We start from the raw sequence: 25084 nt of genomic DNA on the forward strand, positions 1-25084 counted from the left end.
CCTACCTAGCACCGTGGACGGCAGCGGCAAGCGCAGCGGTCAATTCGCGCACAGGCGCGGCGGCGGCGGTGCCGTGCTGGGCGACGAGATCGACCAGCGCCGAACCGACGACCACCCCGTCTGCGACCCGCGCAATGGCGGCAGCCTGTTCGGGCGTGCGCACGCCGAAGCCGACGGCGACGGGTATCGTCGCCTGCGCCTTGAGCCGCGCCACCGCTTCCTCGATCGAGGTCTGCGCGGCCTGCTGCATCCCCGTGATCCCGGCGACCGAGACGTAGTAGAGAAAGCCCGATGACCCATCTAGCACGGCAGGGAGCCGCGCCGCGTCGGTGGTCGGCGTGGCCAGCCGGATCAGCGCCACGCCTGCCGCGCGAAGCGCCGGGCCAAGCTCGGCATCCTCTTCGGGCGGAATGTCGACGCAGATCACCCCATCGACCCCGGCCTTGCGGCACTGTGCGGCAAACCAGTCGGCGCCGCGCGTCACCATCGGATTGGCATAGCCCATCAACACCAACGGAGTGTTGGAATGCTTCTCGCGAAAGCGAGCCGCGATATGAAAGATGTCGGCAGTCGTGGTGCCCGCGCCCAGGCTACGAATGTTTGCTGCCTGGATCGCCGGGCCATCGGCCATCGGATCGGTGAAGGGCATCCCCAGTTCGATCACGTCGGCACCGCCGTCGACCAGCGCGTCGAGGATCGAAATCGTCGTTTCGGGCGTCGGATCGCCCCCGGTCACGAAGGTGACAAGCGCCGGGCCCTTGGCAAAGGCGGCCTCGAAGCGGCTCACAGATCCACCCCGAGATGTTCCGCGACCGAGAAGATGTCCTTGTCACCGCGGCCGCACAGGTTCGCCAGGATGATCTGGTCCTTGCCCATCGACGGGGCGACCTTCTTGACCGCGGCGATGGCGTGGCTAGGTTCGAGCGCGGGGATGATGCCTTCGGTGCGGCACAGCAGCTGGAACGCGTCCAGCGCCTCCTGGTCGGTGGCATAGGTGTAGTCGACCCGGCCGATTTCCTTCAGCCAGGCGTGTTCGGGCCCGATGCCCGGATAATCGAGACCGGCGCTGATCGAGTGGCCTTCGACGATCTGGCCGTCCGCGTCCTGCAGCAGGTAGGTCTTGTTGCCGTGGAGAATTCCCGGCCGGCCGCCCGCGAGCGAGGCCGCGTGCTGGTCGCCGTCAAGACCGTAGCCCGCCGCTTCGACGCCGAGCATCCTGACAGAGGAATCGTCGAGGAAGGGGTGGAATAGGCCGATCGCGTTGCTGCCGCCGCCGATCGCGGCAACCAACAAGTCGGGCAGCTTGCCCGTGCGGGCGAGCATCTGCGCCCGTGCTTCCTTGCCGATCACGCTCTGGAAGTCGCGGACAAGCTCGGGATAGGGGTGCGGTCCCGCAGCGGTGCCGATGATGTAGAAAGTATCGTGGACGTTGGCGACCCAGTCGCGCAGCGCCTCGTTCATCGCGTCTTTCAGCGTGCCTGCCCCGGCGGTCACCGGGCGCACTTCGGCGCCGAGCAGCTTCATGCGGAACACGTTGGGCTTCTGCCGCTCGACGTCGGTCGCGCCCATGAAGACCACGCAGGGCAGTCCGAAGCGGGCGCAGACCGTGGCCGTCGCCACGCCGTGCTGCCCCGCGCCGGTTTCGGCGATGATGCGGGTCTTACCCATCCGCATTGCCAGCAGGATCTGGCCGATGCAGTTGTTGATTTTGTGCGCGCCGGTGTGGTTCAGTTCGTCGCGCTTGAACCAGACCTGCGCGCCGCCAAGCTCCTCGGTCAGGCGCGGCGCGAAGTACAGCGGGCTTGGCCGGCCGACATAGTGTTCAAGCAGATCGTCGAACTCGGCCTTGAACGCCGGATCAGCCTTCGCCGCGGTGTATTCCTTTTCCAGGTCGAGGATCAGCGGCATCAGCGTTTCGGCCACGTAACGCCCGCCGAACTGGCCGAAATGCCCGCGCTCGTCAGGCTGGGTGCGATAGGAATTGGCAGTTGCTGTCATGATCGGGCCGCTTGGCAGAAGGCGGCGATCAAGTCCATATCCTTGACCCCCGGCGCCGTCTCGACGCCCGATGCCGTGTCGACCAGCGGCGCACCGGTGACCCGCACCGCTTCGGCAACGTTCGCGGGGTTGAGTCCGCCTGCCAGGCCCCAGGGGCCCGACGGTCTCCATGCGGCCAGCAGCGTCCAGTCGAACTTGAGGCCCAGCCCGCCGGCCAGCGCGCCCTTGGGCGTCTTGGCGTCGAGCAGGACGAGATCGGCTGCTTGTGCGTAACGCGCGGCGGGGGCGAGGTCCGCGGCACCGGAAACCGAGATCACCTTCCACACCGGAAGGCCGTGCCGGGCCTTTAGTGCGGCGACAGTTTGGGGCGCTTCGCTGCCGTGGAGCTGGATTGCGTCGAGGCCGGCTGCCTCGACCGCCTCGGCGATCGTGGCGGGATCGGCGTCGACGAACAGCCCGACTCTCGTGATGCGGCCGTTCGCCTGCGCGCCCAGGTCGCGCGCGGCGGGCAGGCTCAGGAACCGGGGCGAGGGCGGGCAGAAGTTGAAGCCCACGTAGTCGGCGCGCGCGGCGATACAAGCGTGCAGCGTGGCGGCCTGGGTTACGCCGCAGATCTTGATACGCGGGGCGGGCATGGCGCGCCGATGAACGCCGCCCGCCGCTACGTCAAGCAATCACGGGGCGAGTTCGAACTGGACCGTTACGTTGACCTGCGCCTCGACCTCGCCGACGGCCATCGGCGGGGGTGGCGGCGCGGGCGGGGCGGCCATGTCGGCGCGCGCATACATCACCGGCATCGGCGGGGAATAGCGTCCGGTCTCGCTGATCGAGACGATCCGCGCGACCCGCAGACCCGCGGCGCGGGCATAGAGATCGGCGCGGGCGCGGGCCTTGGCCATGGCGGCGACGCGCGCCTCGTCCAGCGCCCCGTCGGCCTTGTCGAGCTGGAAGCTGGGCCCATTGATGTTGTTCGCGCCCGCGTTGACCAGCGCGTCGATGACGCTGCCCATCGCCTTCAGGTTGCGCTGCTTGATCGAGACCTGGTTGCTGGCCTGATAGCCGGTGATCCGGGCCTCCTGCACGACCTGACCATTGGGACCGACCACCGCGTTGCTGTAGATCGGGTTCAGGTTGATGTTGCTGGTCTGCATGTCGCGGTCGGCGATGCCGGCCTGCTTGAGCGCGGCGAACACCTTGGTCATCGCGGTGGAATTGGCGGCCAGCGCATCTGCCGCGGTGCGGCCCTGCGTGGTCACGCCGGCGGTGTAGAAGGCGAGGTCCGGAGTGCGGGTCGAGCGACCGTCGGCCGACACGGTCAACAGGGTGCTACCCTGCGCGATGGCCGGAACGAGCGATGCATTTTGCGCCGAAGCGGCGGCAGGTATCAGGGCGGCGGCCAGCGCCGGAGCGGCGAAGAGCGTCCTGGAAGCAAGCGACAGCGATTTCATGGGGCGTGGGCTCCTTGTCTGCGATTTGCGCCCATGTGGACAGATCGTGCTTTCGCTGCGGTGAACTACAGCGTCGCCTCGATCGCGCGGGCGGCCGCGACGGGATCCTCGGCCCGGCTGATCGGGCGACCGACCACCAGAACGCTGGCGCCATCATCGCGGGCCTTGCGGGGGGTGACGGTGCGCTTCTGGTCACCGGCCTTGCCATCGGCAAGACGCAGTCCAGGCACGACGAAGAAGCCGTCCTTCCACTGCCGGTGCACCGCGCCGACTTCGTGGCCGGAACATACGATCCCGTCGAGCCCGGCCTTGTGGGCAAGGTCTGCAAGGCGCAGGACCTGGTCGTGGGCGGTCCCGCCGACGCCAGTTGCGGTCATGTCGCGCTCGTCGAGGCTGGTCAGCAGAGTGACTGCAACGACCTTGCAATTTTCCCCTGCCGCGGCCTTCGCGTCTTCCATCATCGCCTGTCCGCCGCTGGCATGGACCGTGACGATAGCCGGTTCGAGGACATGGATGGCCTGCATCGCGCCGGCAACGGTGTTGGGAATATCGTGCAGCTTGAGGTCCAGGAACAGCGGTAGGCCGATCTTGGCGATCTCGTGCACCCCGTGGTGGCCGTGGGCGTAGAAGAACTCCATCCCCAGCTTGAGCCCGCCGACATGGTCCTTGACCTTGCGGGCGATGGCTTCGGCGGTTTCCAGTCGCGGAAAGTCGAGCGCGAGATAGACGGGGTTGGTCTTCATGGCAGGCCGGCCGGCGGCGGAGCGGCCGGATCGGCAGCCACCGGATCAAGCGGCGACGGAACGGGCGCCGCGACGGGCGTGGTCACCGAGGCGGCGCGGACCGAGTTTTCCAGCGCGCTTATCCGCCGGTTGAAGCGCCACTTGGCGCCCTTGTGCAGCAGCCACATCGGCAAGAGTCCCAACAGGAACGAGGCGAACACCAACACCGGCAGCTTGGTGTCGAGGATCAGCCCCTCCCAGATCTTCACCGACACGGTCTCCCAGTTGTTGAGTGAAAACAGCAGCAGCGCGACCAGGACCAGGACCCAGACGATGGTGCGGATTATCTGCATCTGTGCGCTTCCCTGTTATCCGGTCTGGCGGGGATGCTAGGCAAAACGGTGCGGCAAGGGAAGGGCTTCGCGCCTGAGGGGCTCAGCCCGCGAAGACCCGCGCGAAGATCGTGTCGATCGCTTTGAAGTGGTAGTCGAGGTTGAACTTCTCCTCGAGGTCCTTCTCGCTCATCACTGCAAGAACTTCGCTGTCGCCCTTGAGCAGGTCGAGCAGGCTCAACTTCCCGTCCGATTCCCACACCTTCATCGCATTGCGCTGGACCAGGCGATAGGCAGCGTCGCGCTCGAGACCCGCCTGGGTCAGCGCCAGCAGGACGCGCTGCGAATGGACCAGGCCGCCCATCTTGTTGAGGTTCTTCTCCATCCGCTCGGGATAGACGACGAGCTTGTCGACGACCGAGGTCAGCCGCGCGAGTGCAAAATCCAGGGTGATCGTCGCATCGGGCCCGATGAAGCGTTCGACCGAGGAGTGCGAGATGTCGCGCTCGTGCCACAGCGCCACGTTCTCCAGCGCCGGGGTGACGGCGGAGCGGACCATGCGGGCAAGGCCGGTAAGGTTTTCGGTCAAGACCGGGTTGCGCTTGTGCGGCATGGCCGACGAGCCCTTCTGTCCCGGCGAGAAGTACTCTTCCGCCTCCAACACCTCGGTGCGCTGCAGATGGCGGATTTCAACCGCAAGGCGTTCGATGCTGCTGGCGATCACGCCAAGCGTTGCAAAGAACATGGCGTGACGATCGCGCGGGATCACCTGGGTGCTTACCGGCTCGACGGTTAGGCCCAGCTTCTCGGCGACATAGCCTTCCACCGCGGGGTCGATGTTGGCGAAGGTGCCGACCGCGCCGGAAATCGCGCAGGTCGCGATCTCGGCCCGCGCGGCGACAAGGCGCGCCTTGCAGCGGTCGAATTCGGCATAGGCTTCGGCCAGCTTCTTGCCGAAGGTGGTCGGCTCGGCATGGATGCCGTGGCTGCGGCCGATGGTCGGGGTATACTTGTGCTCCAGCGCGCGGCGCTTGATCGCGGCGAGCAGCGCGTCGAGATCGTCGAGCAGGATGTCGCTGGCGCGGGCCAGCTGAACCGCCAGGGTGGTGTCGAGTACGTCGCTGCTGGTCATGCCCTGGTGCATGAATCGCGCTTCGGGGCCGACCTGCTGCGCTACCCAGTCGAGGAAGGCGATCACGTCGTGCTTGGTCACGGCCTCGATCGCGTCGATTGCGGCAACGTCGATGGCGGGGGCCGTCGCCCACCAGTCCCACAGCGCCTTGGCACCCGACGGCGGCACCACGCCGAGCTCGCCCAGCTTTTCGGTGGCATGGGCCTCGATCTCGAACCAGATGCGATAGCGTGCCTCGGGCTCCCAGATCGCGACCATGGCGGGGCGGGCGTAGCGGGGGACCATGTTTCGACTCCTTGGCTGGACGCGCCCGCCGCTAGGGACCGGGGCGGATAATGGCAAGGGGACTGCACGCGCGAGGCGCGAAAGAATGGTTGCGCCGCTGGGGCTGGAGGGCCACGAGGACCGGGCGTGGGACCAGCTTCACCTACCCGTCGATCGTTCCTTGCCGGCGCAGCCGGGCTTGCCCTGTGGCCGCGCACCGGATCCGCGCAGGAGACCGCCATGCCCCCGTCGAATCGCCCCGCCGTCGCCGCGCGCCGCTTCGCCAGCCCTGCGGTTGAGCGCGAAATCGAGAGGGTATCCGCGCTGATTGCCGATCCGGAGCTGCGCTGGCTGTTTTCGAACTGCTATCCCAACACCCTCGACACCACGGTTCTTCTCGGCACAGTCGACGGCAAGGACGATGCCTTCGTCATAACGGGCGACATTCCCGCGCTGTGGCTGCGCGATTCGGCTGCGCAGCTGCGGCCCTATCTGCATCTGGCGCGTGGCGACGCGGCCCTGACTGCGCTCTATCGCGGGCTGATCCGCCGGCACGCGCGCTGCGTGCTGCTCGACCCCTATGCCAACGCCTTCACCCACGATCCGGCCGACACGACGGCGCTGGCCTGGTCGCGGGGCGACCAGACGGCGATGAAGCCGGGTGTCGCCGAACGCAAATGGGAGGTCGATTCGCTGTGCTATGTCCTGCGGCTGGCGCACGATTACTGGCGGGCAACCGGCGATGTCGAGCCGTTCGATGCAACCTGGGCCGATGCCGCACGAACCATCGTCGCGACATTTCGCGAACAGCAGCGCAAGGATGGGCCGGGGCCTTATCGCTTCCAGCGCCAGTCGACCCAGCCCACCGAGACGACCCTGGCCGGGATCGGTGTGCCGACGCGCAAGGTCGGGATGATCCATTCCGCCTTCCGCCCCTCGGACGATGCCTGCACCTATCCCTTCAACATACCGGGCAACCTCTTCGCCGTGGCCACCTTGCGCGAACTGGCGAGCCTTGCCGGCGCGGTGCTTGCCGACGCTGCGCTGTCGGCCGATGCGCTGACCCTTGCCGCAGAAGTCGAAGCCGCGGTCATGGCTCACGGGACGATGCTGATGCCCGACGGCCGCCAGGTCTTCGCCTACGAAACCGACGGATACGGCAACCACCTGTTCATGGACGATGCCAATGTCCCCTCCTTGCTGGGGCTTGCCTACCTTCGCTGCCTGCCGGCGGACTACGCCCTGTGGCGAACAACCGCGCAGGCGGTGTGGAGCGCCGACAACCCCTGGTTCTTTTCCGGCAAGGCCGCGGAAGGAATTGGCGGACCGCACATCGGGGAAGGGCAGATCTGGCCGATGAGCATAATCGTGCGCGCCTTGTCGAGCGTCGACGATGGCGTGATCGAGGCAAGTCTTGCCACCCTGCGCGGCAGCCATGCCGCAACCGGCTTCATGCACGAGGCCTTCGACAAGGACGATCCGGCGAAGTTCACCCGCAGCTGGTTCGCCTGGGTCAACGGGCTGTTCGGCGAACTGGTTGTCAAGGTGGCGAACGAGCGCCCGCATCTGCTGGCGACGCGGTACGGCTAGTCAGGGTCGCACGTCACCAGGTGAAGGGCAGGCTGGTTTCGCCGGTTTCGCGGCCCAGCGCGTCGAAGCGCCGCTCGACGATCGTTCCGCGTCCATCGGCGTCGACCAGCACCACGGTCGAACAGCGCGTTCCATATGTCTCGTTGCGGATGAAGACGGATGAGAACGCATCCTCGGGATCGGCCGACTGCGGGGTCGGGTCGGCCAGCGCGGCGAACAGCGCTTCCGGCGCAGCGTCTGACGCCAGCCAGTCCTCAAGCGCGGCTTCAAGTCGCGCGATCTTGAACCAGCGATCGCCCCGCGCCCCGTTGGAGAGGCCATGAATGCCGGTCGAAAGGGATACCGTCTGCGCTGCGGGATGATTGGTGACGAAGCGCAGCGAATCGCGTTCGGCCAGCCACAGGTTGAACGGGTTCATGCCTTCGATCCCGCCCGGCTCGCGGCCGCGGAGCCAATCGCTGACCAGCGCGCCGCGCGAGGAAAGCTCGGCCCGCGGATAGCCCGGTACACGCAGGTTGGTGACCAGCCCGAACCGCCCCGCGCTGACCCCCAGCCATGTCCCCCCGGCCTGAAGATCGCGCCCCGCCACGAGCGGCGCGTCGTCCCAGGCGGCGAGCGGCGCGGTAGGCCGTGCGTGAAACTCGTCGCGGTTGCCGATGGCGACCACTTTCCAGCGCGGGTCTGCGGCCCAGGCGATGGCGGCGACGCACATGTCAGATCAGCCCCTTGGCCTTGAGGCTGACGTGGCCTTCCTTGCCGATGATCACGTGATCGTGGACCACGATGCCAAGCAGCCGCCCGGCCTCGGCAATGCGGTTGGTCACCTGAATGTCGGCGCGGCTGGGCTCGGGCGAGCCGGAGGGGTGGTTGTGCACCAGGATCAGCGCGCTTGCGCCTAGGTCCAGCGCCTTCTTCACCACCTCGCGCGGATGGATGGCGGCTTCGTCGATGCTCCCGTCGGTCAGCAGATGATCGAGAATCAGGCGGTTGCGCACATCGAGGTAAAGAATGCGGACCCGCTCGTGGGTCAGGTGCGCCATGTCGATGGTCAGGTAGTCGATCAGCGTCTGCCACGATCCCAGTACCGGCTGTTCCTGCACCCCGGTGCGCGCCAGCCGGCGCGCGGCGAGGGTAACAATCTTGATCGCCGCGGCGCTCGTCTCGCCCATGCCGGGGTGGTTGGCCAGCGCCTGGGCATCGGCATTGAACACCCCGGCGAGGGAACCGAAGCGGTTGAGAAGGCTTTTGGAAAGGGGTTTCATGTCCCGCCGGGGGATGGCGGTCATCAGGAGGTATTCGATCATTTCATGATCGGCCAGCGCGCCATCGCCGCCGTCCAGCAAGCGCTGTCGCAGGCGGGCGCGATGCCCGGTGCCGTCATGCGCTTCGCGTGGCTTGTCAGTCACTTCCATCCCCTGCCGGTTCGTGACTTCCTTGCCTTTCGCGCGCGCGGCGCGCAAGGGTGGGGGCGATGACCGAGGCCGCTGGCGATACCGCCGACCAGATCGAAGTGGTCCCTGCGCGGCGCAAACGGTCGTGCTTGGCGCTTGCCTTGATGATCACCGCCGTGCTCGGCCTGGTGACGATCGGCGTGGTCTGGTGGCAGCGCTACGGCATCGCCAACCGCATCATCGCCGGACAGCTCGGCGATCTGGGTCTGCCGGCAACCTACAAGATCGAATCGATCAGCACGCGCCATCAGGTCCTGACCGATATCGTCATCGGCGATCCGCGCCGCCCCGACCTTACGGTGGAACGCGCGATCGTGCAGATCACGCCGCGCTTCGGCACGCCGACGATCGAGACCGTCACCCTGATCCGCCCGCGGCTCTACGGCACCTTGCGCGACGCGAAGATCAGTTTCGGGACGCTCGACAAGGTGTTGTTCCGCGATACCGGCGGGGAGGGAGGGTTGCCCGACCTCAACCTCACGCTCGTCGACGGTCGCGCGCGGCTCGAAACCGACATGGGCGTGATCGGCGTGAAGGCCGAAGGGGCCGGCAACCTGCGCGGCGGTTTCAATGGCATGATCGCGGCGGTGGCTCCCGAACTGGCGTTCGGTTCGTGCAAGGCAACCGGGGCAAGTGCCTTCGGTGCGGTCAAGGTCATGGCCGCAAAGCCGGGATTCGCCGGTCCGTTGCGCTTCGGCAAGCTCGATTGCCCGGCCCAGGGGCTTGCCATTCGCAGCGCCGCCCTGCAGCTTACGGCCGAGACCACCGAAAAGTTCGATCGCTTCGCCGGCACCTACGACGCTTCGGTGCAGGGATTGGCCATGGCCGGCGCGGCCATGGCTGCGAGCACCGCCAAGGGTGACTTCACCTATGCTGGCGGCGACGTGACCGCCAGCTATGACCTCGCGGCGAAAGACCTGCGCTCAACCTATGGCGCGGCGGGCGCCCTGGGCCTTGAAGGCGTGGTCCGCACGCGCGACCGCTTTGCCACGATCGAGGCGGATGGCGCAATCAGCGGAGAGGCTGTTCGCCCATCGCAGGTCTTCGACAAGGCTTTGGCCGACGCTGCCCTCGCGGGCCGCGACACCCTTGTCGCACCTCTCGCCAGCCAAATCCGGGCGGCGCTGCTGCGCGAAGGGCGCGCCAGCTCGCTCACCGGCACCTATGTGTTCCGCAAAGGCGGCAACGTCACCAGTCTGGTCGTGCCGCGCGCCGCGCTGCGCGGGACAAGCGGGGCCGACATCCTCGCGTTGTCGCGCTTTCAGCTCACCGCGATCGGCAAGGCCACGCCGCAGTTCGTCGGCAATTTCGTCACCGGCGGGGAGGGCTTGCCGCGGATCGAGGGGCGGATCGAGGCGCAGGCCGGCGGCACCACTCTCGGCCGGTTCCGCATGGCCGAATACCGCGCCGGCGATACGCGGCTGGCGCTGCCCGAACTCGCGCTGGTCCAGCGGCCCGGGGGCGAACTGGGCTTTGCCGGCCGCGCGCAGGTGACCGGGCGGCTTCCGGGCGGGATCGCGCAGAACCTGCTATTGCCGATCGATGGCACCTGGTCCTCGGCGCGCGGCCTGTCGGTCTGGCGGCGCTGCACGCCGGTGGCCTTCGACCGGATCGCGGTCGGCTCGATTTCGCTCGATCGCCGCTCTCTGGTTCTGTGTCCGGGCGGCGGCGGCGCGATCCTGCGCAGCGACCGCGCCGGCACCCGCTTTGCCGTGGGGACCTCTTCACTCAACCTCAGCGGCAAGCTCGGATCGACGCCTTTGCGGATGCGCAGCGGCGCGTTCGGCTTCGCCTGGCCCGGCGCGGTTGCGGCCAACAACCTGGTTATCGAACTCGGCCCGGTGAACGAGGCAACGCTGCTCAACGTACGGACGCTGCGCGGAACCATGGGCGCGGTCAGCAGCGGCACCTTTGCAGGCACCGATTTCAAGCTCGCCAACGTCCCGCTCGACGTGTTCGACGCGGGAGGTCGCTGGCGCTGGGTGGGCAAGGACATGGCGCTATCGGGCGTGTCGCTGCGTCTCGAAGACCGGCTGGCAGATGCCCGCTTCCGCCCGCTTGTCGCGCGCGATGCCTCGCTGACGCTCAAGTCCACGACCTTCACCGCCGATGCGGTGTTGCGCGAACCGCGTAGCGACCGCCACGTCGTGACCGCGCACATCGTCCACGATCTCGACAGCGAGCGTGGCTTTGCCGATCTCGACGTGCCCGGCCTGGTCTTCGACCGGCAGATGCAGCCGACGACACTGACCCGCTTGGCGCTCGGCGTGATCGCCAACGCGAACGGCACGGTAGATGGCAAGGGCCGGATCGACTGGCAGCGCGGCGCGGTGACCAGCACTGGCCGCTTCCACACCGACAGCCTCGATTTCGCGGCGGCCTTCGGTCCGGTCAAGGGCGCAACGGGCACGCTCTATTTCGACGATCTGCTGGGCCTGCGCACCGCGCGCAACCAGACGCTGCGCTTCGCCTCGATCAATCCCGGGATCGAAGCGACCGACGGAGAACTGTCGTTCCAGCTAGAAGAAGGCCTGCACCTCCAGGTCAACGGAGCGACCTGGCCGTTCCTCGACGGCGAGCTGAGACTGAGGCCGACAGGGCTACAGTTGGGCAGATCGGAAATGCGGCGCTTCACGCTCGAAGTGATCGGGATCGAGGCGGGGCGTTTCGTCGAGCGGATGAACCTTGCCAACATCTCGGCGAGCGGGAAGTTCGACGGCACCCTGCCGCTGGTGTTCGATGAGAACGGCGGCCGGATCGAGGGCGGCAAGCTTGTCTCGCGCCCGCCCGGCGGCAATGTCAGCTATGTCGGAGAACTGACCTACAAGAACCTTGGCGCGATGGCCAATTTCGCATTCCAGGCGCTGCGCTCGCTCGACTACAAGCAGATGACCATTGCCATGGACGGCGAGCTGGAAGGGGACATCGTCACCCGCGTGCGCTTCGACGGAGTGACGCAAGGGACGGGTGCCAGGCGCAATTTCATCACCCAGCGCTTCGCCAACCTGCCGATCCAGTTCAACGTCAACGTGCGCGCGCCGTTCCAGAAGCTGATCGGTACGTTCCGTTCGCTCTACGATACCAAGGCCCTGCGCGACCCGCGCGAATTGGGCCTGATCGACAAGGACGGCAAGCCGGTCAGCGCCTCCGTCACCAATCCGGCACCAGCCGAAGATCCGCTCGTTCAGCCATCAGACACCAGGACCAAGCCATGACGACCAGCCGATTGACCAAGTGCGCAGGCACTGCGAGAATCCAGCCCATGCAAGGGTTGGAAGCACAGATCGGCGGTAAGGCGTGGCGATTGCAGCGTGGGGCGTTTCTGGCCGTGTTGATGGGCGGCTCGCTCGCAGCGGGAGGGTGCGTTTCCGTTAATGCTCCCGACAAGCCGATCGTGATAGAGCTCAACATCAACATAAAGCAGGAAGTGATCTACCGTCTCGCGGCCGATGCCGGGAACACGATAGATCAGAACCAGGACATTTTCTGATTTGGAGCATGAACCGATGAAGGCCCGCAATTTCAAGACAAGCACGTTGCTGACGCTGGGCGCCGGCGCCTTGGCGCTTGCCATGTTGTCCGCGGGGACCAGCGCGTCGGCCGAAGGCCGCGATCCGGTCTATGCCGCGGCCCGTGCCTCGGGCCAGGTGGGCGAGAAGCTGGACGGATATCTCGGCTTTCCGACCCCGCCAAGCGCGGCGCTGCGCAGCGTCGTCGAGGACATCAACATCAAGCGCAAGGCGGTCTACGCCCAGAAGGCCCAGGCCAACAACGCCACGGTCGAGGAATACGCCTTCACCGCTGGCTGCCTTGCCATAGCCCGCACCACTCCCGGGGAAAAATACCAGGCGCCGGACGGTTCGTGGCAGACCCGTGGCGCCGGCGCGCCCAACCGTGACAGCCGCTGCCCCTAAGTGGCGCACGGAAATCGGTTGATAAACAGGCCCCTTCGCGCCGACCGCGCGGAGGGGTCTTCGCGTTTTGCGGCGCAGCAATTCGCCTTTCAGGGCGGTTGACTCGAATCCTCTGCCTGCTAAGGGGGCGGCGCCTTAGGCGGGCCGCCGTTGCCCGTGCCCGTCTCTCGTATTAGGAGCCAGGCATGAACGACGAGCAGCCAGCCCGAGACCCCATCGGCGAAGACGCGCGAATCGACGCGCTCGAAGCGCGGCTTGCAGCCGCCAAAGAGCGCGAGGAAGACCGCACCAAGCCGCAAGGAACCGTGGAAGCCGACGCCAATTACAGCGCCGGCAACAGGGTCTTGGCGGAATTGCTGGGGGGCATCGGGGGCGGAGCGTTCATCGGCTGGGTCATCGACCGTTTTGCCGGAACGTCGCCCTGGGGTCTGCTGGTGGTGATGGCCCTCGGGATCATCGTCACCTTCAGGAACATTATCCGGATGTCGCAGCCGCCCAAGTAGGGCGCCGGCATCGAACCGAGTGAAGAGGCACGTCGCGTGGCAGCCGAACAGGGCAAAGTCGATCCGATGCACCAGTTCACGATCGAGCCGTTGTTCGGCACCGATCACTGGTCAATTGCGGGTTATTCCATACCCTTCACCAATTCCGCGCTGTGGATGGCGCTGACCACGGCCGTGCTGCTGCTGTTCGTGGTCGGCGGCATGAAGCGCGAGCTGGTGCCCGGCCGCTGGCAGATGGCGGTCGAAGGCTTCACGGGATTCATCGACAACCTTCTGGCTGCCAACATCGGCCCGGCCGGCAAGAAGTATGTGCCCTACATCTTCTCGCTGTTCATGTTCATCCTGTTCGCCAACCTGCTGGGCCTGTTGCCCCTCATGCTGGTCGGCGTTCACCCGTTCACGCCCACCAGCCATTTCACGGTTACGGGCGTACTCGCGATCATGTCGTTCGCGATCGTGCTGATCGTCGGCTTCGCGCGTCACGGCCTTCACTTCTTCTCGCTGTTCGTTCCGCATGGCACCCCCTGGTGGCTGCTGTGGCTGATCCCGATCATCGAGCTTATCTCGTTCCTGGTCCGTCCGTTCAGCCTCGCGCTGCGACTGTTCGTGGCGATGATGGCCGGCCACGTGCTTCTCGAAGTGCTGTCGTCCTTCGTGATCGACAGCGCCAATTCGGGCGCGCTGTGGGGCACGGTCGTCGGCCTGCCCAGCTTCCTGCTGATGATCGCCATCTGCGCGCTGGAACTGCTGGTTGCCGGCATCCAGGCCTACGTCTTCGCGCTGCTCACGTCGCTGTACCTGAACGACGCCGAGAACCTTCACTAAGTCCGTTTTGATCCAACCGAAATTTACGAAAAAGAGGAGTTTTTGACATGGAACCTGCAAGCGCCAAGCTGATCGGTGCTGGTCTCGCTGCCATCGGCGCCGGCATGGCCGCCATCGGCGTGGGTAACGTCTTCGGTTCGTTCCTGGAAAGCGCGCTGCGCAACCCCGGCGCCGCCGACGGCCAGCAGGGCCGCCTGTTCATCGGCTTCGCTGCCGCCGAACTTCTGGGCCTGCTCTCGTTCGTCGTCGCGATGATCCTGATCTTCGTCGCCTGAGCGCGAACGAAGACTGATTACCGATTTGGCACGCCCCTGCCTTTGATGGCGGGGGCGGCCCGAACCGACCGGAAACCCCGATGCCTCAAATCTCGCAGCTTGCCGCGACCTATGCCAGCCAGATCTTCTGGATGCTGGCTTTCTTCGGCTTCATCTACTTCGTCATCGGCCGGGGCATGGTGCCCAAGGTGATGGCTACCGTTGAAGCGCGCGACAAGCAGATCGCGGACGATCTTGCCGCGGCTGACGCCGCGCGGGCTGCCGCCGATGCCGAGGAAGAGGCATGGCGCACCGCCGACAACGCGCGCCGCGCCGAAGCCCAGGCAGTCATTGCCAAGGCCAAGGCCGACGCGGCGGCTGCAAGCGAAAAGCGCCTGGCTGCGGCCGCTACCGTGGTCGATGGCCGCCTGGCCGAAGCCGACGCGCGCATTGCTGCCGCCCGCGACGGTGCGCTTGGCGAGATCGAGACCGTTGCCAGCGAAGCGGCCGCCGCCATCGCTCAGCGCGTGGCCGGCCTGTCGGTCGACGCGAAGGCCGCTAATGCGGCTGTGAAGGAGGCTTTCCATGGCTAGTCCCCATGCGCCCGAAGCGGTCAATGCGGCCGAAGAAGCCAAGCTCGAACACGCCGACACGGCAATGACCCTGGCCGAAGGCACCAAGGAAGTGCACCACGCCGAACCCGCAGCCTTTGGCATCACGCCCGGCATGTGGGTGGCGCTGGCCATGCTCACGCTGCTGATCGTGATGATCGTGAAGAAGGTGCCAAGCCTCATCACATCGGGCCTCGACAACTCGATCGCCCAGATCCGCAAGCAGCTGGACGAGGCCAAGGCGCTGCGCGCCGAAGCCGAAGCGCTGCGCAAGGAATACGCCGACAAGATCGCTGGTGCCGAAAAGGACGCAGCAGCCATGATCGACCACGCCCGCCACGAAGCGGACGCGATCATCGCCAAGGCCGAAGCTGACACCACCGCGCTCGTCGCCCGCCGCGAAAAGATGGCCGAAGACAAGATCAGCGCTGCCGAACGCGGTGCCGTCGACGAATTGCGCGCCAAGGCCGCAGCTGCCGCGACCGCTGCCGCGCGCAAGCTGATTGCCGAAAAGCATGGCGCCGATGCCGACACGTCGCTGGTTGACCAGGCAATCGCGAGCATCTAAAGCGCGTTCAAAGGTTGGAGAGGGAAGGGCGGCCAACGAGCCGCCCTTTTCCGTTTCAGGCCCCAGGCTCCAACACGATCTTCCCTACGATTTCTCGGTGCGCCATCGCCTCGTAAGCCTCGCGCCAGCGCGATAGCGGCAGCACGCGATCGATGTGCGGATGAAGCTTGCCTTGCGCGGCAAGGCCCAGCCAGGCATCGCGGATCCGCGCCCCGCGATCCGGGAAGCGCCTTGCATATTCGCCCGCGCGCACGCCCACCACCGAGAATCCCTTGATCAGCGGGATATTGGTCGAGATGTCGGCAATCCGGCCTCCGGCGAAACCAATGACCAGCAGCTTGCCGCCGAAAGCCACACAGCGGGTGCTTTCGTCGAAGATGTCGCCGCCGACAGGATCATAGACGAGGTCGCACAGCCTTCCGCCGGTAATGCCGCTGACCGCGTCGCGGAAGCGGCCGTCGGCCACGATCACGGCGTCGGGATTGCACGCCGCCTTGAGTGCGGCGATCTTGCCCTCGCTTCCGGTCGTGGCGATTACCTTGGCGCCGAGCGCCTTGGCCAGATCGCATGCGGCAAGGCCGACCCCGCCGGTCGCGCCGTGAACCAGTACCCATTGCCCGGCCTCAAGCCCGCCGAGTTCCACCAGCCCGGTATAGGCCGTGCTGTAGGCGGCGCCGAGCGACGCGGCGGTGGCGTGGTCCATGCCGCCGGGAACGGAGCGCAGCGCAGCCGCGTCCACTACCGCGTATTGTGCAAAGGCCCCGGTCTTCTGCCCGCCGAATACCGCATCGCCGACGCGGAACGGGCCATCGGCATCGGCATCGGCGACGTCACCGGCAAACTCTAGCCCGGCGACAAAGGGGAGGGCGGGCTTCAGCTGGTATTCGCCCCTGGTCATCAAAAGGTCGGGAAAGTTGAGCGAGACCGCGCGGACCTTCACCAGTACCTGTCCCGGCTTGCGCTCGGGTCTGGTCACTTCGATCAGATCGACACCGGAAAGATCGGACGACAGCGACTGGACGACGAGAGCCAGCATCGCGATCAAAAACTGTCCTTGGCGGCTCGCAGGGCGGCAAAGGTTGCGACCGCGTCTCCGCCCCCCCAGCGCTGCTGCATGGCGGGGTCGTCGGCACGCAGGAACGGGTTTGTGCACAGCTCGCGCGAAAGCGTGGTCGGCACGGTCGGCCGCCCCTCGGCGCGGCAGCGCGTCACCCGTTCGACATAGTGCGCAAGCTCGGCGTTGTCCGGATCGGCGTGCAGGGCAAAGCGCGCGTTCGATGCGGTGTATTCATGCGCGCAATAGAGCAGGGTCGCCGGCGGCAAGGCCTTGATTCGACTCAGGCTCGCCCAGAACTGGTCCGGCGTCCCTTCGAACATCCGACCGCAGCCCAGCGCGAAGACCGAATCGCCGACAAAGGCAATCTCCGCATCGGGCAGGTGGTAGGCGATATGCCCTGTCGTGTGCCCGCCGACGTCGATCACCGCCGCGTCCCATTCGCCCAGCATGACGATGTCGCCATGGGCCACCACGCGATCGGGCGCGGTGCCAAGCTTCTCGACCTCGGCCGGACCGACGACCAGGCAATCGGTCGCGGACTTTATCGCGGCGTTGCCGCCGGCGTGATCGGGGTGCCAGTGGGTATTCCAGATCTGGGTGATCTGCCAGTCCTTGGCGGCCGCCTGGCGCAGGTATTCCTCGCCGTCGGGCGTATCGATAGCCGCCGTTTCGCCGCTTTCCGGATCGTGGACCAGATAGCCGTAATTGTCCGAAAGGCAGGGAAACTGGTGTATCTCAAGCATGGCTGGGCTCTCCTGGCCCGCATTAGACCTGCTTTGCCGGCGACATGCAAAGCAAAAGCCCGCCCGGATTTCTCCGGACGGGCCTTTTGCTGTCAGCCTAGCGGCGAGGGTGAAGCTTACTGCTTCGCCTTCAGCGCGGCGCCGAGGATGTCGCCCAGCGAAGCGCCGGCATCCGACGAACCGTACTGTTCCACGGCTTCCTTTTCCTCGTGCAGCTGGCGCGCCTTGACCGAGAAGTTGGGCTTCTTCGAGCGATCGAAACCGGTGACCATGGCGTCCAGCTTCTGGCCGACCTGGAAGCGGTCGGGGCGCTGTTCGTCGCGGTCGCGGCCAAGGTCGCTGCGCTTGATGAAGCCGGTGGCGCCATCGTCGCCGGCCTGAACTTCGAGGCCGCCGTCGCGCACTTCGAGCACGGTGACGGTGACGACGTCGTTCTTCTTGAGGCCCGAGGACGACGTCGCGACGCCGGCCGCCGGAGCGCCCTTTTCAAGCTGCTTCATGCCGAGGCTGATGCGTTCCTTCTCGACATCGACGTCGAGCACGACGGCCGAGACCTGCTCGCCCTTGCGGTGGAGCGCCAGCGCGTCCTCGCCCGAGATGCCCCAGGCGATGTCCGACATGTGGACCATGCCGTCGACGTCGCCGTCGAGGCCGATGAACAGGCCGAACTCGGTCGCGTTCTTGACTTCGCCTTCCACGGTCGAACCGACCGGGTGCTTCTCGGCGAAAGCTTCCCAGGGATTCTGCTGGGCCTGCTTGAGGCCGAGGCTGATGCGGCGCTTGTCGCTGTCGACTTCCAGCACCATGACGTCGACTTCCTGGCTGGTCGAAACGATCTTGCCGGGGTGGACGTTCTTCTTGGTCCAGGACATTTCCGACACGTGGACCAGGCCTTCGATGCCGGCTTCCAGTTCCACGAACGCACCGTATTCGGTGATGTTGGTGACGGTGCCGCGCAGCTTGGCGCCGACCGGGTACTTGGCGGCAACGCCTTCCCACGGATCCGATTCCAGCTGCTTCATGCCCAGGCTGATGCGCTGGGTGTCCTGGTTGATGCGGATGATCTGGACCTTGACGGTGTCACCGATGTTGATGACCTCGTTCGGGTGATTGACGCGCTTGTAGCTCATGTCGGTGACGTGGAGCAGGCCGTCGATGCCGCCCAGGTCGACGAACGCACCGTAGTCGGTGATGTTCTTGACGACGCCGTCGATGATCTGGCCTTCGACCAGGTTCTGGATCAGGCCCGAGCGCTGTTCGGCGCGGGTTTCTTCCAGCACGGCGCGGCGCGAGACGACGATGTTGCCGCGGCGGCGATCCATCTTGAGGATCTGGAACGGCTGCGGGATGTCCATCAGCGGCTGCACGTCGCGAACCGGGCGGATATCGACCTGCGAGCCGGGCAGGAAGGCCACGGCGCCGTCGAGGTCGACGGTGAAGCCGCCCTTGACGCGGCCGAAGATCACGCCGTCGACGCGCTTGCCTTCGCCGAATTCGCTTTCCAGCTTGTCCCAGGCGGCTTCGCGGCGGGCGCGGTCGCGGCTGAGCATGGCTTCGCCATCGGCGTTCTCGACGCGGTCGACGAAGACTTCGACTTCATCACCGACCTTGAGCCCGTGGGGCTGTCCGGCCATGGCGAATTCCTTAAGCGCGACGCGCCCTTCGCTCTTCAGGCCTACGTCGATCACGGCCTTGTCGTTTTCGATGGCAGTGATGGTGCCCTTGACCACGCGGCCTTCGAAGCCACCGTCGGCGGCGCCGCCGAGCGATTCGTCAAGGAGAGCCGCGAAATCGTCGCGGGTGGGGTTGGCAGTGGATGCCATAGGGTTGAGTTTCCTCGGTATCGATGTTTCCGGCCAGGCGGTTGGTTCCGCCGGTCTTTCCTCCGCCGCCGGGACCATCCCGGTTGCGGGCCAAAAGGGCCGCTCTGCCGCGCCGGCCGGATGCCGTTCGCAGCGCCCCGCACGCGGGACGCGCGGCCCCTATGCCAATGGGGACCCGAATGCAAGGAAATAGCGGCTTTGCGCGGTCTTCACGAGATGTGCCGGACCAAGGCCGACAGCGCGGCCCGATCTGGCCGGGCCGCAGAGCGGTCGTCCCCGCCGTGATCGATCTCGACGCGTGACCGGCCCTTGGCCTTGGCCATGAACAGGGCCAGTTCGGCCCGCTTGATCGTCTGGTCGACCGAAGCGGCAAGCGGCGTCACGCCGCAACTGGCAGTAACCGCGCAATCGCGCGCGCCGCGGCCAAGCGCGGCCAGCGTCTCGATGATCGGCTCGCACAGGTCGCGGGCGCTGACCGGATCGATCTGCGGCATCAGCACGGCAAAGCGTTCGCCGCCCACGCGCGAGAGGATGTCGTCGCTTCGGGTCAAGCTGCCGAGAAGGTCGGCAAAGGCGCGCAACAGGTCGTCGCCCGCGGCGTGGCCGTATGCCATGTTGAGCGTCATGAAGTGATCGAGGTCGAACAGCGCAACGCAGCCTTCGGCGTCGCCTTCGACCAGGTAGTCGAGCATGGCGGTGAAGGCGACCCGGTTGGTCAGCCGGGTCAGCGGATCGGTCAATTCGGCGGTGAACAGGCGGTCTTCGAGCAGCTTGCGTTCGGTCACGCTGCGCATCATCGCGAGGACGCCGTAGGGCCGCCCGCGCTCGTCACGCAGCGCGCTCATTCGTATTTCGAACCAGCCGCCTTCAGCGCCGCGGTATTCCTGCCAGCCGGACTGGCCGCGCCCGGCCAGCACTTCGCCGTGCTCGGCCTCAAGCGAGGCGGCGTGGGCCGGAGCGACCAGATCGCGGATATGCGGTCCGAACAGCATGGCGGGCAGTTCGACCCCGAAGCAGGCGAGGGCCGGCGAGGCCGAAAGTATGAAGCCGCGCGCGTCGCTTTTCACGATCACGTCGTCGACATTGTCCGCAAGCATACCGTAGAGCGCCGAGCGCTCGTGCAGCGTGAACTCCAGTCCCATCGTCTTGCCCCCGGTCGCCGGACGACAATCCCGCAGCCGCGCCCCCTGTGCGGACGGCTGCGGGACAAGGTCGCCACGGCGCAGTGTCGTTGCCCCTTCACCCGTTGCGTCTGGTTAGTCAGTTCAGTTAACTGGACTAAAAAAACGTCGTAGTTTCAATGTGTTAACTACGATTCGTGATTCGGCAAAGCGTTTTGTGGAGGCGACGAGCCGAGGGTCAGAGTTCGAGCAGGATTCGCACCTTACTGATGTCGATTTGCATCACTTCGGCGATCTGCTGGCGAGCCTGGGCGATCACCGCGCGAAGATGCGCACTGCCGGTGGTGCCGGCGAGATCTGCCTGATCGATGCCAAGGGTGCGAGCCAGAGCCGACATGTGCCCGGCGGTCGGTTTGGCACGGCCTTGTTCCCAGGCCCAGACTGTCGGCTTGCTGACGCCCAGTTCCGCCGCGATCGCCGCCAGGGTCAGCCTCTTGGCCTTGCGCAAGCGGAGCAGGCGCGAGGCGAAGGTTTCCTCGTCCTCGAAAGCGGATGCGGCGGCGAGGCCCGGGGCCGGGGCCGACGAATCCCCTGCCGGGGCCAGGGCGCGCAATTCGATCGCACTGACAGTCCCTTCGCTGATCGGCGATTCGAAGCGGCAGCCGTGAAAGGCGCCGTCGCTCCACACTATCCGTGCCTGTTGCACGCCAGCTTCGGGCAGGTCGACCTCGATCGATTCATTGGGCGCGAGGCCGAGCGGCGTTTCGAGCAACATGCCGGAGACCGACACATTGTGGACGATGACCGGGACGGCATCGCCCGCCGCAGTTTCGCCCGCGGTTTCGAGCAGCAGGCGGCGGCGCCGGGCACGAGCCTGGTCGGCGGGATTGTCGGGGAATTCGAAACGGGCGGCAACGGCCATGGGAAACGGGCTCCTGGGTAAGACCCGGTCCTCGTCGCCGTGGTGTAGTTAAGGATGGGTTGAAGTTGCGGCGTCCGTGCGACGAACGACGTTGCTGGCGTGTCGGGCCGTTCTGCCGGTTGCCTAACCGCGATACCGCATGGCGACGTCGCAGCGCTCGTACCGCGTGCCATAGGCGGCCATGATGCCGGCGTCGTGCGCAAAGCCCAGCTTCTCGTAAAGGTGGATTGCCGCCGCGCACTTGCGGTTGGTCAGGAGGTAAAGTGGGTCGGCTCCCATCGAGCCGGCGCGGTCGATCACGGCGTCGAGCAGGAACTCTCCCGCCTTGAGTCCGCGAGCGGTCTCGCGAACGCCCATCTTGGTCAATTCGAAGCCAGAAGCGCCGGTCTTTTGCAAGGCGCAGGCGCCGACGATGCCAAGCCCTTCTGCGGCGACGAACAGGATCGCTCCGCCCGGCTCGATGATTCGCTCGCGCGGGTTTTCCAGCACCTCGCGGTCGGTCTGTTCGAGCCGGAACATCGCCTCGATCCATTCGGCGTTGATGTCGTGAAAGTCGCGCGCCAGGCTGTCGTCGTATTCGACCAGACTGAGGCGCGGAGCAGCCCGCGCGGCTATCGTTGCCTTCGCAAGCCCCGCTTCGAGACGGTCGAGTTGGGCTAGGAAAGCCTCTGCCTCGCCGTGTGCGAACAGGCTTTCAGCCGCGCGCCCGACGCGCGGCCAGATATCGTTTTCCGCGCGCCTGGCGGCGGCCTTGCCCGATGGTGTCAGCGCGATGCGGCGTTCGCGCAGGTCTGCGCCTGCTGTCGCTTCCACCATGCCGAGCTTGACCAACTGTCCCACCGTGCGCGTGACGCCCGGCTGGCTCGTGCCAAGCCGATCGGCAAGCTGTCCGACCGGCAGCGGGCCATCGCGCAAGGCGGCCAGCACGCCCATGTGCCCGGGCTGGATAGGCAATCCGGCATCGGCAATGACCGCGGCCGCGCCGGCCTGCATTCGCTCGCCCAGCCGTTTGAGGCGGGTGCCGAGGAAGGCGATACCCATCTGCGATACCACGTCAGTCATACAAATCTCCATACCGCGATATATAACACGGTATGTTTTTGTGCGTCGCTGTCAAGACCAGAGCATGGCCTAGTGCCGCAGTGTGTCGGCGATGCGGATCGCAAAGGCGATCGCTGCTTCGCGATCCAGGTCCGAGGTGTCGAGCATCACGGCGTCCGCCGCTGCGACCAGCGGTGCCTCGGCGCGGGACCGGTCGCGCGCGTCGCGCGCTTCGAGGTCGGCGGCGATTTCCGCGAGGGATACTGCGCGGCCCTGTTCCTGCATCTCGCGAAAGCGGCGCTCGGCCCGGGCCGGGACGCTGGCCACAACGAACAGCTTCACATCGGCCTCAGGTGCGATGACCGTGCCGATGTCGCGCCCGTCAAGCACGGCGCCGCCCGGCTGGAGAGCAAAGGTGCGCTGGCGGTCGAACAGCGCCTGCCGCACCGCGGGGTGGACCGACACGCGGCTGGCCAGGCCGCCGCTGCGCTCGCTGCGCAGTTCGGGATCGCGCAACAGGCTGTCCGGAAAGTCGCAAGCGAGCAGTGCATCCTGCGGGTCGTCAGCGTTGCCGTGGTTGAGCGAGCACTGGCGCCCGACCGCGCGGTAGAGCAGCCCGGTGTCGAGATGCGGCAAGCCGAAATGGGCGGCCAGCGCCCTGGCGATCGTACCCTTGCCCGACGCGGTCGGCCCGTCGACGGCTATAATCACGCTGCCAGTCCGTCGAGCAGCGCTTCGAACACCGGAAAGCTGGTAGCGATCGGACGGGTATCGTCGACCTCCACCCCGGCGCGACTGGCAAGGCCGGCAATGGCCATGGACATGGCGATGCGGTGATCGAGATGCGTGGTTACCGCAGCCTGCGTTCCGGCCAGCGGTTCCCCGCCGGTGCCGTCTATGATCAGGCCGTCCTCGGTCTCGCTCACGCGCGCGCCGGCGGCAGCGAGGGCGGCGGCCATGGCTGACAGGCGGTCGCTTTCCTTGACGCGCAGTTCATCGAGACCCGAAGTGACCGTGCGCCCCTTTGCCAGCGATGCGGCCACGAACAGCGCGGGAAATTCGTCGATCATGCTCGGCGCCACGGCGGGATCGACAGCGATTCCCTGCAGGTCCGAATGCCGGACAACGAGATCCGCTACCGGCTCGCCGCCGACTTCGCGGCGGTTTACCTCTTCGATCTGCCCGCCCATCTTGCGCAGTATCTCGACGATCCCGGCGCGGGTTGGGTTTAGGCCGACATTCTGGATGGTCAGTTCGCTGCCTGGGACGATCAGTCCAGCGACGATAAAGAAGGCGGCGGAGGACGGATCGCCCGGCACCTCGATCGTCTGCGGCTTGAGCTCAGCCTCGCCGCGGATGCGGATCACGCGCTCGCCGCCCAGCTCTTCGACCGTCAGCTCCGCGCCGAAACCGCGCAGCATACGCTCGGAATGGTCGCGCGTCGGGACCGGTTCGATCACCGTCGTCACGCCCGGGGTGTTGAGCCCGGCGAGCAGGACCGCGCTCTTGACCTGAGCGCTCGCCACCGGCAGGCGATATTCGATCGGCACGGCGGGATAGGCGCCGCGCACCGTCAGCGGCAGGCGGCCGCCCTCGCTGGCCTCGAAAGCCGCGCCCATCTGGCTTAGCGGATCGATGACCCGGCCCATCGGTCGGTTCGACAGGCTGGCGTCGCCGACGAAGGTCGCGCTGATCGGATGGCTGGCGACGATCCCCATGAGGAGCCGGGTCGAGGTTCCCGAATTGCCCATGTCAAGCGGGGCCTGCGGCTGGAGCAGCGTGCCGACTCCGACCCCGTGGACTGACCATTCGCCGTCGCCAACACGCTCGGCTTGCGCGCCCATGGCCCGCATTGCGGCGGCGGTGGCCAGCACGTCCTCGCCTTCGAGCAGCCCGGTAACGCGGGTTTCGCCGACGGCGAGGGCGCCAAGCATGATCGAGCGGTGGCTGATCGACTTGTCGCCGGGAACGCGGATCGTGCCCTTCAGCGCGCCGGCCGGAAAGAAGCGACGCGGGCGCATGGCGGAAGGATCGTGGGACGTCACAGAGGAAGGGCTTTCGCTGGGAATTGCCAAGAAATGCGCGCGGCTTTTGACAGCGGGCGCAGCCTATGGCAAGGCGCGCCCGCGCTGGGACTGGCACAGCGGCCTCCCAATACGTATTTACCGGTTTTCCGCCATCGCTGCCTGCGATGGCGCAGTTGAGGAATATTCATGGTCAAGGCTGAATGGGGCGCCAAGCACGGCTGCCCGAAGTGCGGCACCCGCTTTTACGATCTGGGCAAGGACGATCCGGTCACTTGCATCGAATGCGGCTACGCCTGGCATCCGGAACCGGTGCTCAAGTCGAAGCAGCCGATTCCCTATGAGGAAATCCAGAAGGAAAAGGTCGAGACGGTCGAGGATACCGATCTGGCCGACAGCGATCTCGACATCGACGAGGACGGCGATTCGCCCGACAACGACGTTGACCTGGGCGGCGACGACGACCTTGGCGTCGGCATCGATGGCGACGATAACGGCGACGACAACTAAGTTCAAAATTACCCTTGCCAAGGGGAATGGCCGCCACTAGAGGGGCGGCCTTCCCGGCGAAGGTCGGGTTTGGCGCGCCTCCCAGGGCACGCCGGATGAATGGTTACGGGGCCTTAGCTCAGCTGGGAGAGCGCCTGCATGGCATGCAGGAGGTCAGCGGTTCGATCCCGCTAGGCTCCACCATTCGTTCGTGAGTTTGAGTATCTGAGCGGCAAGCTGGTCGGCGAGGTT

General features: G+C 66.4%; 27 protein-coding genes and 1 tRNA gene. 11 read left to right on the top strand and 17 right to left on the bottom strand.

Translation table 11 applies throughout. From position 1 onward, the window contains the following. Position 1: 1 nt before the first annotated feature. From trpA to purB, 7 genes are all read right to left on the bottom strand, one after another. Positions 2-787, bottom strand: coding sequence for a tryptophan synthase subunit alpha (gene trpA / locus B0I00_RS00680; protein WP_100865455.1), 786 nt, complete (start codon positions 785-787; stop codon positions 2-4). Then, positions 784-1998, bottom strand: coding sequence for a tryptophan synthase subunit beta (gene trpB / locus B0I00_RS00685; RefSeq protein ID WP_100865456.1), 1215 nt, complete (start codon positions 1996-1998; stop codon positions 784-786). The genes trpA and trpB overlap by 4 nt, the downstream gene beginning before the upstream one ends. Beyond that, on the bottom strand, positions 1995-2633 hold the full coding sequence (locus B0I00_RS00690; protein WP_100865457.1) for a phosphoribosylanthranilate isomerase: 639 nt from the start codon (positions 2631-2633) through the stop codon (positions 1995-1997). Before B0I00_RS00690 ends, trpB begins: the two co-directional genes overlap by 4 nt. 39 nt (positions 2634-2672) lie before the next feature. Beyond that, a complete protein-coding gene (locus B0I00_RS00695; protein WP_100865458.1) occupies positions 2673-3446 on the bottom strand; it encodes an SIMPL domain-containing protein in 774 nt (257 codons plus the stop codon). 65 nt (positions 3447-3511) lie between these two features. Then, a complete protein-coding gene (gene pyrF, locus B0I00_RS00700) occupies positions 3512-4189 on the bottom strand; it encodes an orotidine-5'-phosphate decarboxylase (RefSeq protein WP_100865459.1) in 678 nt (225 codons plus the stop codon). Further along, the gene (locus B0I00_RS00705) at positions 4186-4521 is read right to left on the bottom strand and encodes a lipopolysaccharide assembly protein LapA domain-containing protein (RefSeq protein WP_100865460.1); all 336 of its coding nucleotides are present in this window, start codon (positions 4519-4521) and stop codon (positions 4186-4188) included. Before B0I00_RS00705 ends, pyrF begins: the two co-directional genes overlap by 4 nt. An 82-nt stretch (positions 4522-4603) precedes the next feature. Continuing rightward, entirely contained in the window at positions 4604-5917 is a 1314-nt protein-coding gene (purB, locus tag B0I00_RS00710) for an adenylosuccinate lyase (protein WP_100865461.1), read from the bottom strand. A 219-nt stretch (positions 5918-6136) separates the two neighbouring features. Between purB and B0I00_RS00715 the strand changes: the two genes are divergently transcribed. Further along, positions 6137-7486, top strand: coding sequence for a glycoside hydrolase family 125 protein (locus B0I00_RS00715; RefSeq protein ID WP_100865462.1), 1350 nt, complete (start codon positions 6137-6139; stop codon positions 7484-7486). A gap of 13 nt (positions 7487-7499) precedes the next feature. Here B0I00_RS00715 and B0I00_RS00720 read toward each other — a convergent pair whose 3' ends face one another. Beyond that, positions 7500-8198, bottom strand: a complete 699-nt coding sequence (locus tag B0I00_RS00720; protein WP_100865463.1) for an NRDE family protein — start codon at positions 8196-8198, stop codon at positions 7500-7502. 1 nt (position 8199) lies between these two features. Beyond that, positions 8200-8898: a RadC family protein gene (gene radC, locus B0I00_RS00725; RefSeq protein ID WP_100866410.1), complete on the bottom strand. Its 699-nt coding sequence runs from the start codon at positions 8896-8898 to the stop codon at positions 8200-8202. A gap of 59 nt (positions 8899-8957) precedes the next feature. On the opposite strand from radC, the gene B0I00_RS00730 reads away from it, so the two are divergent. The 8 genes from B0I00_RS00730 (at position 8958) to B0I00_RS00765 (ending at position 15612) form a co-directional block, all read left to right on the top strand. Next, positions 8958-12152, top strand: coding sequence for a YdbH domain-containing protein (locus tag B0I00_RS00730; RefSeq protein WP_100865464.1), 3195 nt, complete (start codon positions 8958-8960; stop codon positions 12150-12152). 47 nt (positions 12153-12199) lie between these two features. After that, the gene (locus B0I00_RS00735) at positions 12200-12427 is read left to right on the top strand and encodes a YnbE family lipoprotein (RefSeq protein WP_100865465.1); all 228 of its coding nucleotides are present in this window, start codon (positions 12200-12202) and stop codon (positions 12425-12427) included. A 16-nt stretch (positions 12428-12443) separates the two neighbouring features. Then, positions 12444-12851 carry a YdbL family protein gene (locus B0I00_RS00740; protein WP_100865466.1) on the top strand — a complete coding sequence of 136 codons (408 nt, stop codon included), beginning with the start codon at positions 12444-12446 and terminating at the stop codon, positions 12849-12851. Positions 12852-13036: 185 nt separating this feature from the next. After that, the gene (locus B0I00_RS00745; RefSeq protein ID WP_100865467.1) at positions 13037-13354 is read left to right on the top strand and encodes an AtpZ/AtpI family protein; all 318 of its coding nucleotides are present in this window, start codon (positions 13037-13039) and stop codon (positions 13352-13354) included. 66 nt (positions 13355-13420) lie between these two features. After that, positions 13421-14179: a F0F1 ATP synthase subunit A gene (locus B0I00_RS00750; RefSeq protein ID WP_100866411.1), complete on the top strand. Its 759-nt coding sequence runs from the start codon at positions 13421-13423 to the stop codon at positions 14177-14179. Between the two features lie 47 nt (positions 14180-14226). Then, the gene (locus tag B0I00_RS00755; protein ID WP_054122335.1) at positions 14227-14454 is read left to right on the top strand and encodes a F0F1 ATP synthase subunit C; all 228 of its coding nucleotides are present in this window, start codon (positions 14227-14229) and stop codon (positions 14452-14454) included. Between the two features lie 80 nt (positions 14455-14534). Continuing rightward, on the top strand, positions 14535-15026 hold the full coding sequence (locus B0I00_RS00760; RefSeq protein ID WP_100865468.1) for a F0F1 ATP synthase subunit B family protein: 492 nt from the start codon (positions 14535-14537) through the stop codon (positions 15024-15026). Then, complete coding sequence (locus B0I00_RS00765; RefSeq protein WP_408635189.1) at positions 15019-15612, top strand: F0F1 ATP synthase subunit B family protein; 594 nt, start codon at positions 15019-15021, stop codon at positions 15610-15612. Before B0I00_RS00760 ends, B0I00_RS00765 begins: the two co-directional genes overlap by 8 nt. A 55-nt stretch (positions 15613-15667) precedes the next feature. Here the strand turns inward: B0I00_RS00765 and B0I00_RS00770 are convergent, their stop codons facing one another. The 8 genes from B0I00_RS00770 to aroA form a co-directional block, all read right to left on the bottom strand. Continuing rightward, positions 15668-16648 carry an NADPH:quinone oxidoreductase family protein gene (locus B0I00_RS00770; protein WP_100866413.1) on the bottom strand — a complete coding sequence of 327 codons (981 nt, stop codon included), beginning with the start codon at positions 16646-16648 and terminating at the stop codon, positions 15668-15670. Between the two features lie 5 nt (positions 16649-16653). Continuing rightward, complete coding sequence (gene gloB / locus B0I00_RS00775) at positions 16654-17412, bottom strand: hydroxyacylglutathione hydrolase (protein WP_100865469.1); 759 nt, start codon at positions 17410-17412, stop codon at positions 16654-16656. A gap of 116 nt (positions 17413-17528) precedes the next feature. Further along, the gene (rpsA, locus tag B0I00_RS00780; protein ID WP_100865470.1) at positions 17529-19235 is read right to left on the bottom strand and encodes a 30S ribosomal protein S1; all 1707 of its coding nucleotides are present in this window, start codon (positions 19233-19235) and stop codon (positions 17529-17531) included. Positions 19236-19444: 209 nt separating this feature from the next. Next, on the bottom strand, positions 19445-20377 hold the full coding sequence (locus B0I00_RS00785) for a GGDEF domain-containing protein (RefSeq protein ID WP_100865471.1): 933 nt from the start codon (positions 20375-20377) through the stop codon (positions 19445-19447). A gap of 217 nt (positions 20378-20594) precedes the next feature. Then, entirely contained in the window at positions 20595-21278 is a 684-nt protein-coding gene (locus B0I00_RS00790) for a helix-turn-helix domain-containing protein (RefSeq protein ID WP_100865472.1), read from the bottom strand. A gap of 123 nt (positions 21279-21401) precedes the next feature. Continuing rightward, positions 21402-22340, bottom strand: a complete 939-nt coding sequence (locus B0I00_RS00795; RefSeq protein ID WP_100865473.1) for a bifunctional helix-turn-helix transcriptional regulator/GNAT family N-acetyltransferase — start codon at positions 22338-22340, stop codon at positions 21402-21404. Between the two features lie 69 nt (positions 22341-22409). Continuing rightward, the gene (locus B0I00_RS00800; RefSeq protein ID WP_100865474.1) at positions 22410-23030 is read right to left on the bottom strand and encodes a (d)CMP kinase; all 621 of its coding nucleotides are present in this window, start codon (positions 23028-23030) and stop codon (positions 22410-22412) included. Beyond that, complete coding sequence (aroA, locus tag B0I00_RS00805) at positions 23027-24340, bottom strand: 3-phosphoshikimate 1-carboxyvinyltransferase (RefSeq protein ID WP_100865475.1); 1314 nt, start codon at positions 24338-24340, stop codon at positions 23027-23029. Before aroA ends, B0I00_RS00800 begins: the two co-directional genes overlap by 4 nt. A gap of 192 nt (positions 24341-24532) precedes the next feature. On the opposite strand from aroA, the gene B0I00_RS00810 reads away from it, so the two are divergent. Both B0I00_RS00810 and B0I00_RS00815 read left to right on the top strand, forming a co-directional pair. Then, positions 24533-24853 (top strand): TIGR02300 family protein, encoded by a 321-nt coding sequence (locus tag B0I00_RS00810; protein WP_100865476.1) that lies wholly within the window; start codon positions 24533-24535, stop codon positions 24851-24853. A 107-nt stretch (positions 24854-24960) separates the two neighbouring features. Continuing rightward, positions 24961-25036, top strand: a tRNA-Ala gene (locus B0I00_RS00815). The last annotated feature ends 48 nt before the right edge of the window (positions 25037-25084 follow it).

Origin of the sequence: Novosphingobium kunmingense (assembly GCF_002813245.1) — a bacterium.
Taxonomy (GTDB): domain Bacteria; phylum Pseudomonadota; class Alphaproteobacteria; order Sphingomonadales; family Sphingomonadaceae; genus Novosphingobium; species Novosphingobium kunmingense.

Bases quoted from the DNA above. Each gene is read 5' to 3' on its own strand.
- trpB (WP_100865456.1), bottom strand. From the start codon at position 1,998: ATGACAGCAACTGCCAATTCCTATCGCACCCAGCCTGACGAGCGCGGG.
- B0I00_RS00690 (WP_100865457.1), bottom strand. From the start codon at position 2,633: ATGCCCGCCCCGCGTATCAAGATCTGCGGCGTAACCCAGGCCGCCACG.
- B0I00_RS00695 (WP_100865458.1), bottom strand. From the start codon at position 3,446: ATGAAATCGCTGTCGCTTGCTTCCAGGACGCTCTTCGCCGCTCCGGCG.
- pyrF (WP_100865459.1), bottom strand. From the start codon at position 4,189: ATGAAGACCAACCCCGTCTATCTCGCGCTCGACTTTCCGCGACTGGAA.
- B0I00_RS00705 (WP_100865460.1), bottom strand. From the start codon at position 4,521: ATGCAGATAATCCGCACCATCGTCTGGGTCCTGGTCCTGGTCGCGCTG.
- purB (WP_100865461.1), bottom strand. From the start codon at position 5,917: ATGGTCCCCCGCTACGCCCGCCCCGCCATGGTCGCGATCTGGGAGCCC.
- B0I00_RS00715 (WP_100865462.1), top strand. From the start codon at position 6,137: ATGCCCCCGTCGAATCGCCCCGCCGTCGCCGCGCGCCGCTTCGCCAGC.
- B0I00_RS00720 (WP_100865463.1), bottom strand. From the start codon at position 8,198: ATGTGCGTCGCCGCCATCGCCTGGGCCGCAGACCCGCGCTGGAAAGTG.
- radC (WP_100866410.1), bottom strand. From the start codon at position 8,898: ATGGAAGTGACTGACAAGCCACGCGAAGCGCATGACGGCACCGGGCAT.
- B0I00_RS00730 (WP_100865464.1), top strand. From the start codon at position 8,958: ATGACCGAGGCCGCTGGCGATACCGCCGACCAGATCGAAGTGGTCCCT.
- B0I00_RS00735 (WP_100865465.1), top strand. From the start codon at position 12,200: ATGCAAGGGTTGGAAGCACAGATCGGCGGTAAGGCGTGGCGATTGCAG.
- B0I00_RS00740 (WP_100865466.1), top strand. From the start codon at position 12,444: ATGAAGGCCCGCAATTTCAAGACAAGCACGTTGCTGACGCTGGGCGCC.
- B0I00_RS00745 (WP_100865467.1), top strand. From the start codon at position 13,037: ATGAACGACGAGCAGCCAGCCCGAGACCCCATCGGCGAAGACGCGCGA.
- B0I00_RS00750 (WP_100866411.1), top strand. From the start codon at position 13,421: ATGCACCAGTTCACGATCGAGCCGTTGTTCGGCACCGATCACTGGTCA.
- B0I00_RS00755 (WP_054122335.1), top strand. From the start codon at position 14,227: ATGGAACCTGCAAGCGCCAAGCTGATCGGTGCTGGTCTCGCTGCCATC.
- B0I00_RS00760 (WP_100865468.1), top strand. From the start codon at position 14,535: ATGCCTCAAATCTCGCAGCTTGCCGCGACCTATGCCAGCCAGATCTTC.
- B0I00_RS00765 (WP_408635189.1), top strand. From the start codon at position 15,019: ATGGCTAGTCCCCATGCGCCCGAAGCGGTCAATGCGGCCGAAGAAGCC.
- B0I00_RS00770 (WP_100866413.1), bottom strand. From the start codon at position 16,648: ATGCTGGCTCTCGTCGTCCAGTCGCTGTCGTCCGATCTTTCCGGTGTC.
- gloB (WP_100865469.1), bottom strand. From the start codon at position 17,412: ATGCTTGAGATACACCAGTTTCCCTGCCTTTCGGACAATTACGGCTAT.
- rpsA (WP_100865470.1), bottom strand. From the start codon at position 19,235: ATGGCATCCACTGCCAACCCCACCCGCGACGATTTCGCGGCTCTCCTT.
- B0I00_RS00785 (WP_100865471.1), bottom strand. From the start codon at position 20,377: ATGGGACTGGAGTTCACGCTGCACGAGCGCTCGGCGCTCTACGGTATG.
- B0I00_RS00790 (WP_100865472.1), bottom strand. From the start codon at position 21,278: ATGGCCGTTGCCGCCCGTTTCGAATTCCCCGACAATCCCGCCGACCAG.
- B0I00_RS00795 (WP_100865473.1), bottom strand. From the start codon at position 22,340: ATGACTGACGTGGTATCGCAGATGGGTATCGCCTTCCTCGGCACCCGC.
- aroA (WP_100865475.1), bottom strand. From the start codon at position 24,340: ATGCGCCCGCGTCGCTTCTTTCCGGCCGGCGCGCTGAAGGGCACGATC.
- B0I00_RS00810 (WP_100865476.1), top strand. From the start codon at position 24,533: ATGGTCAAGGCTGAATGGGGCGCCAAGCACGGCTGCCCGAAGTGCGGC.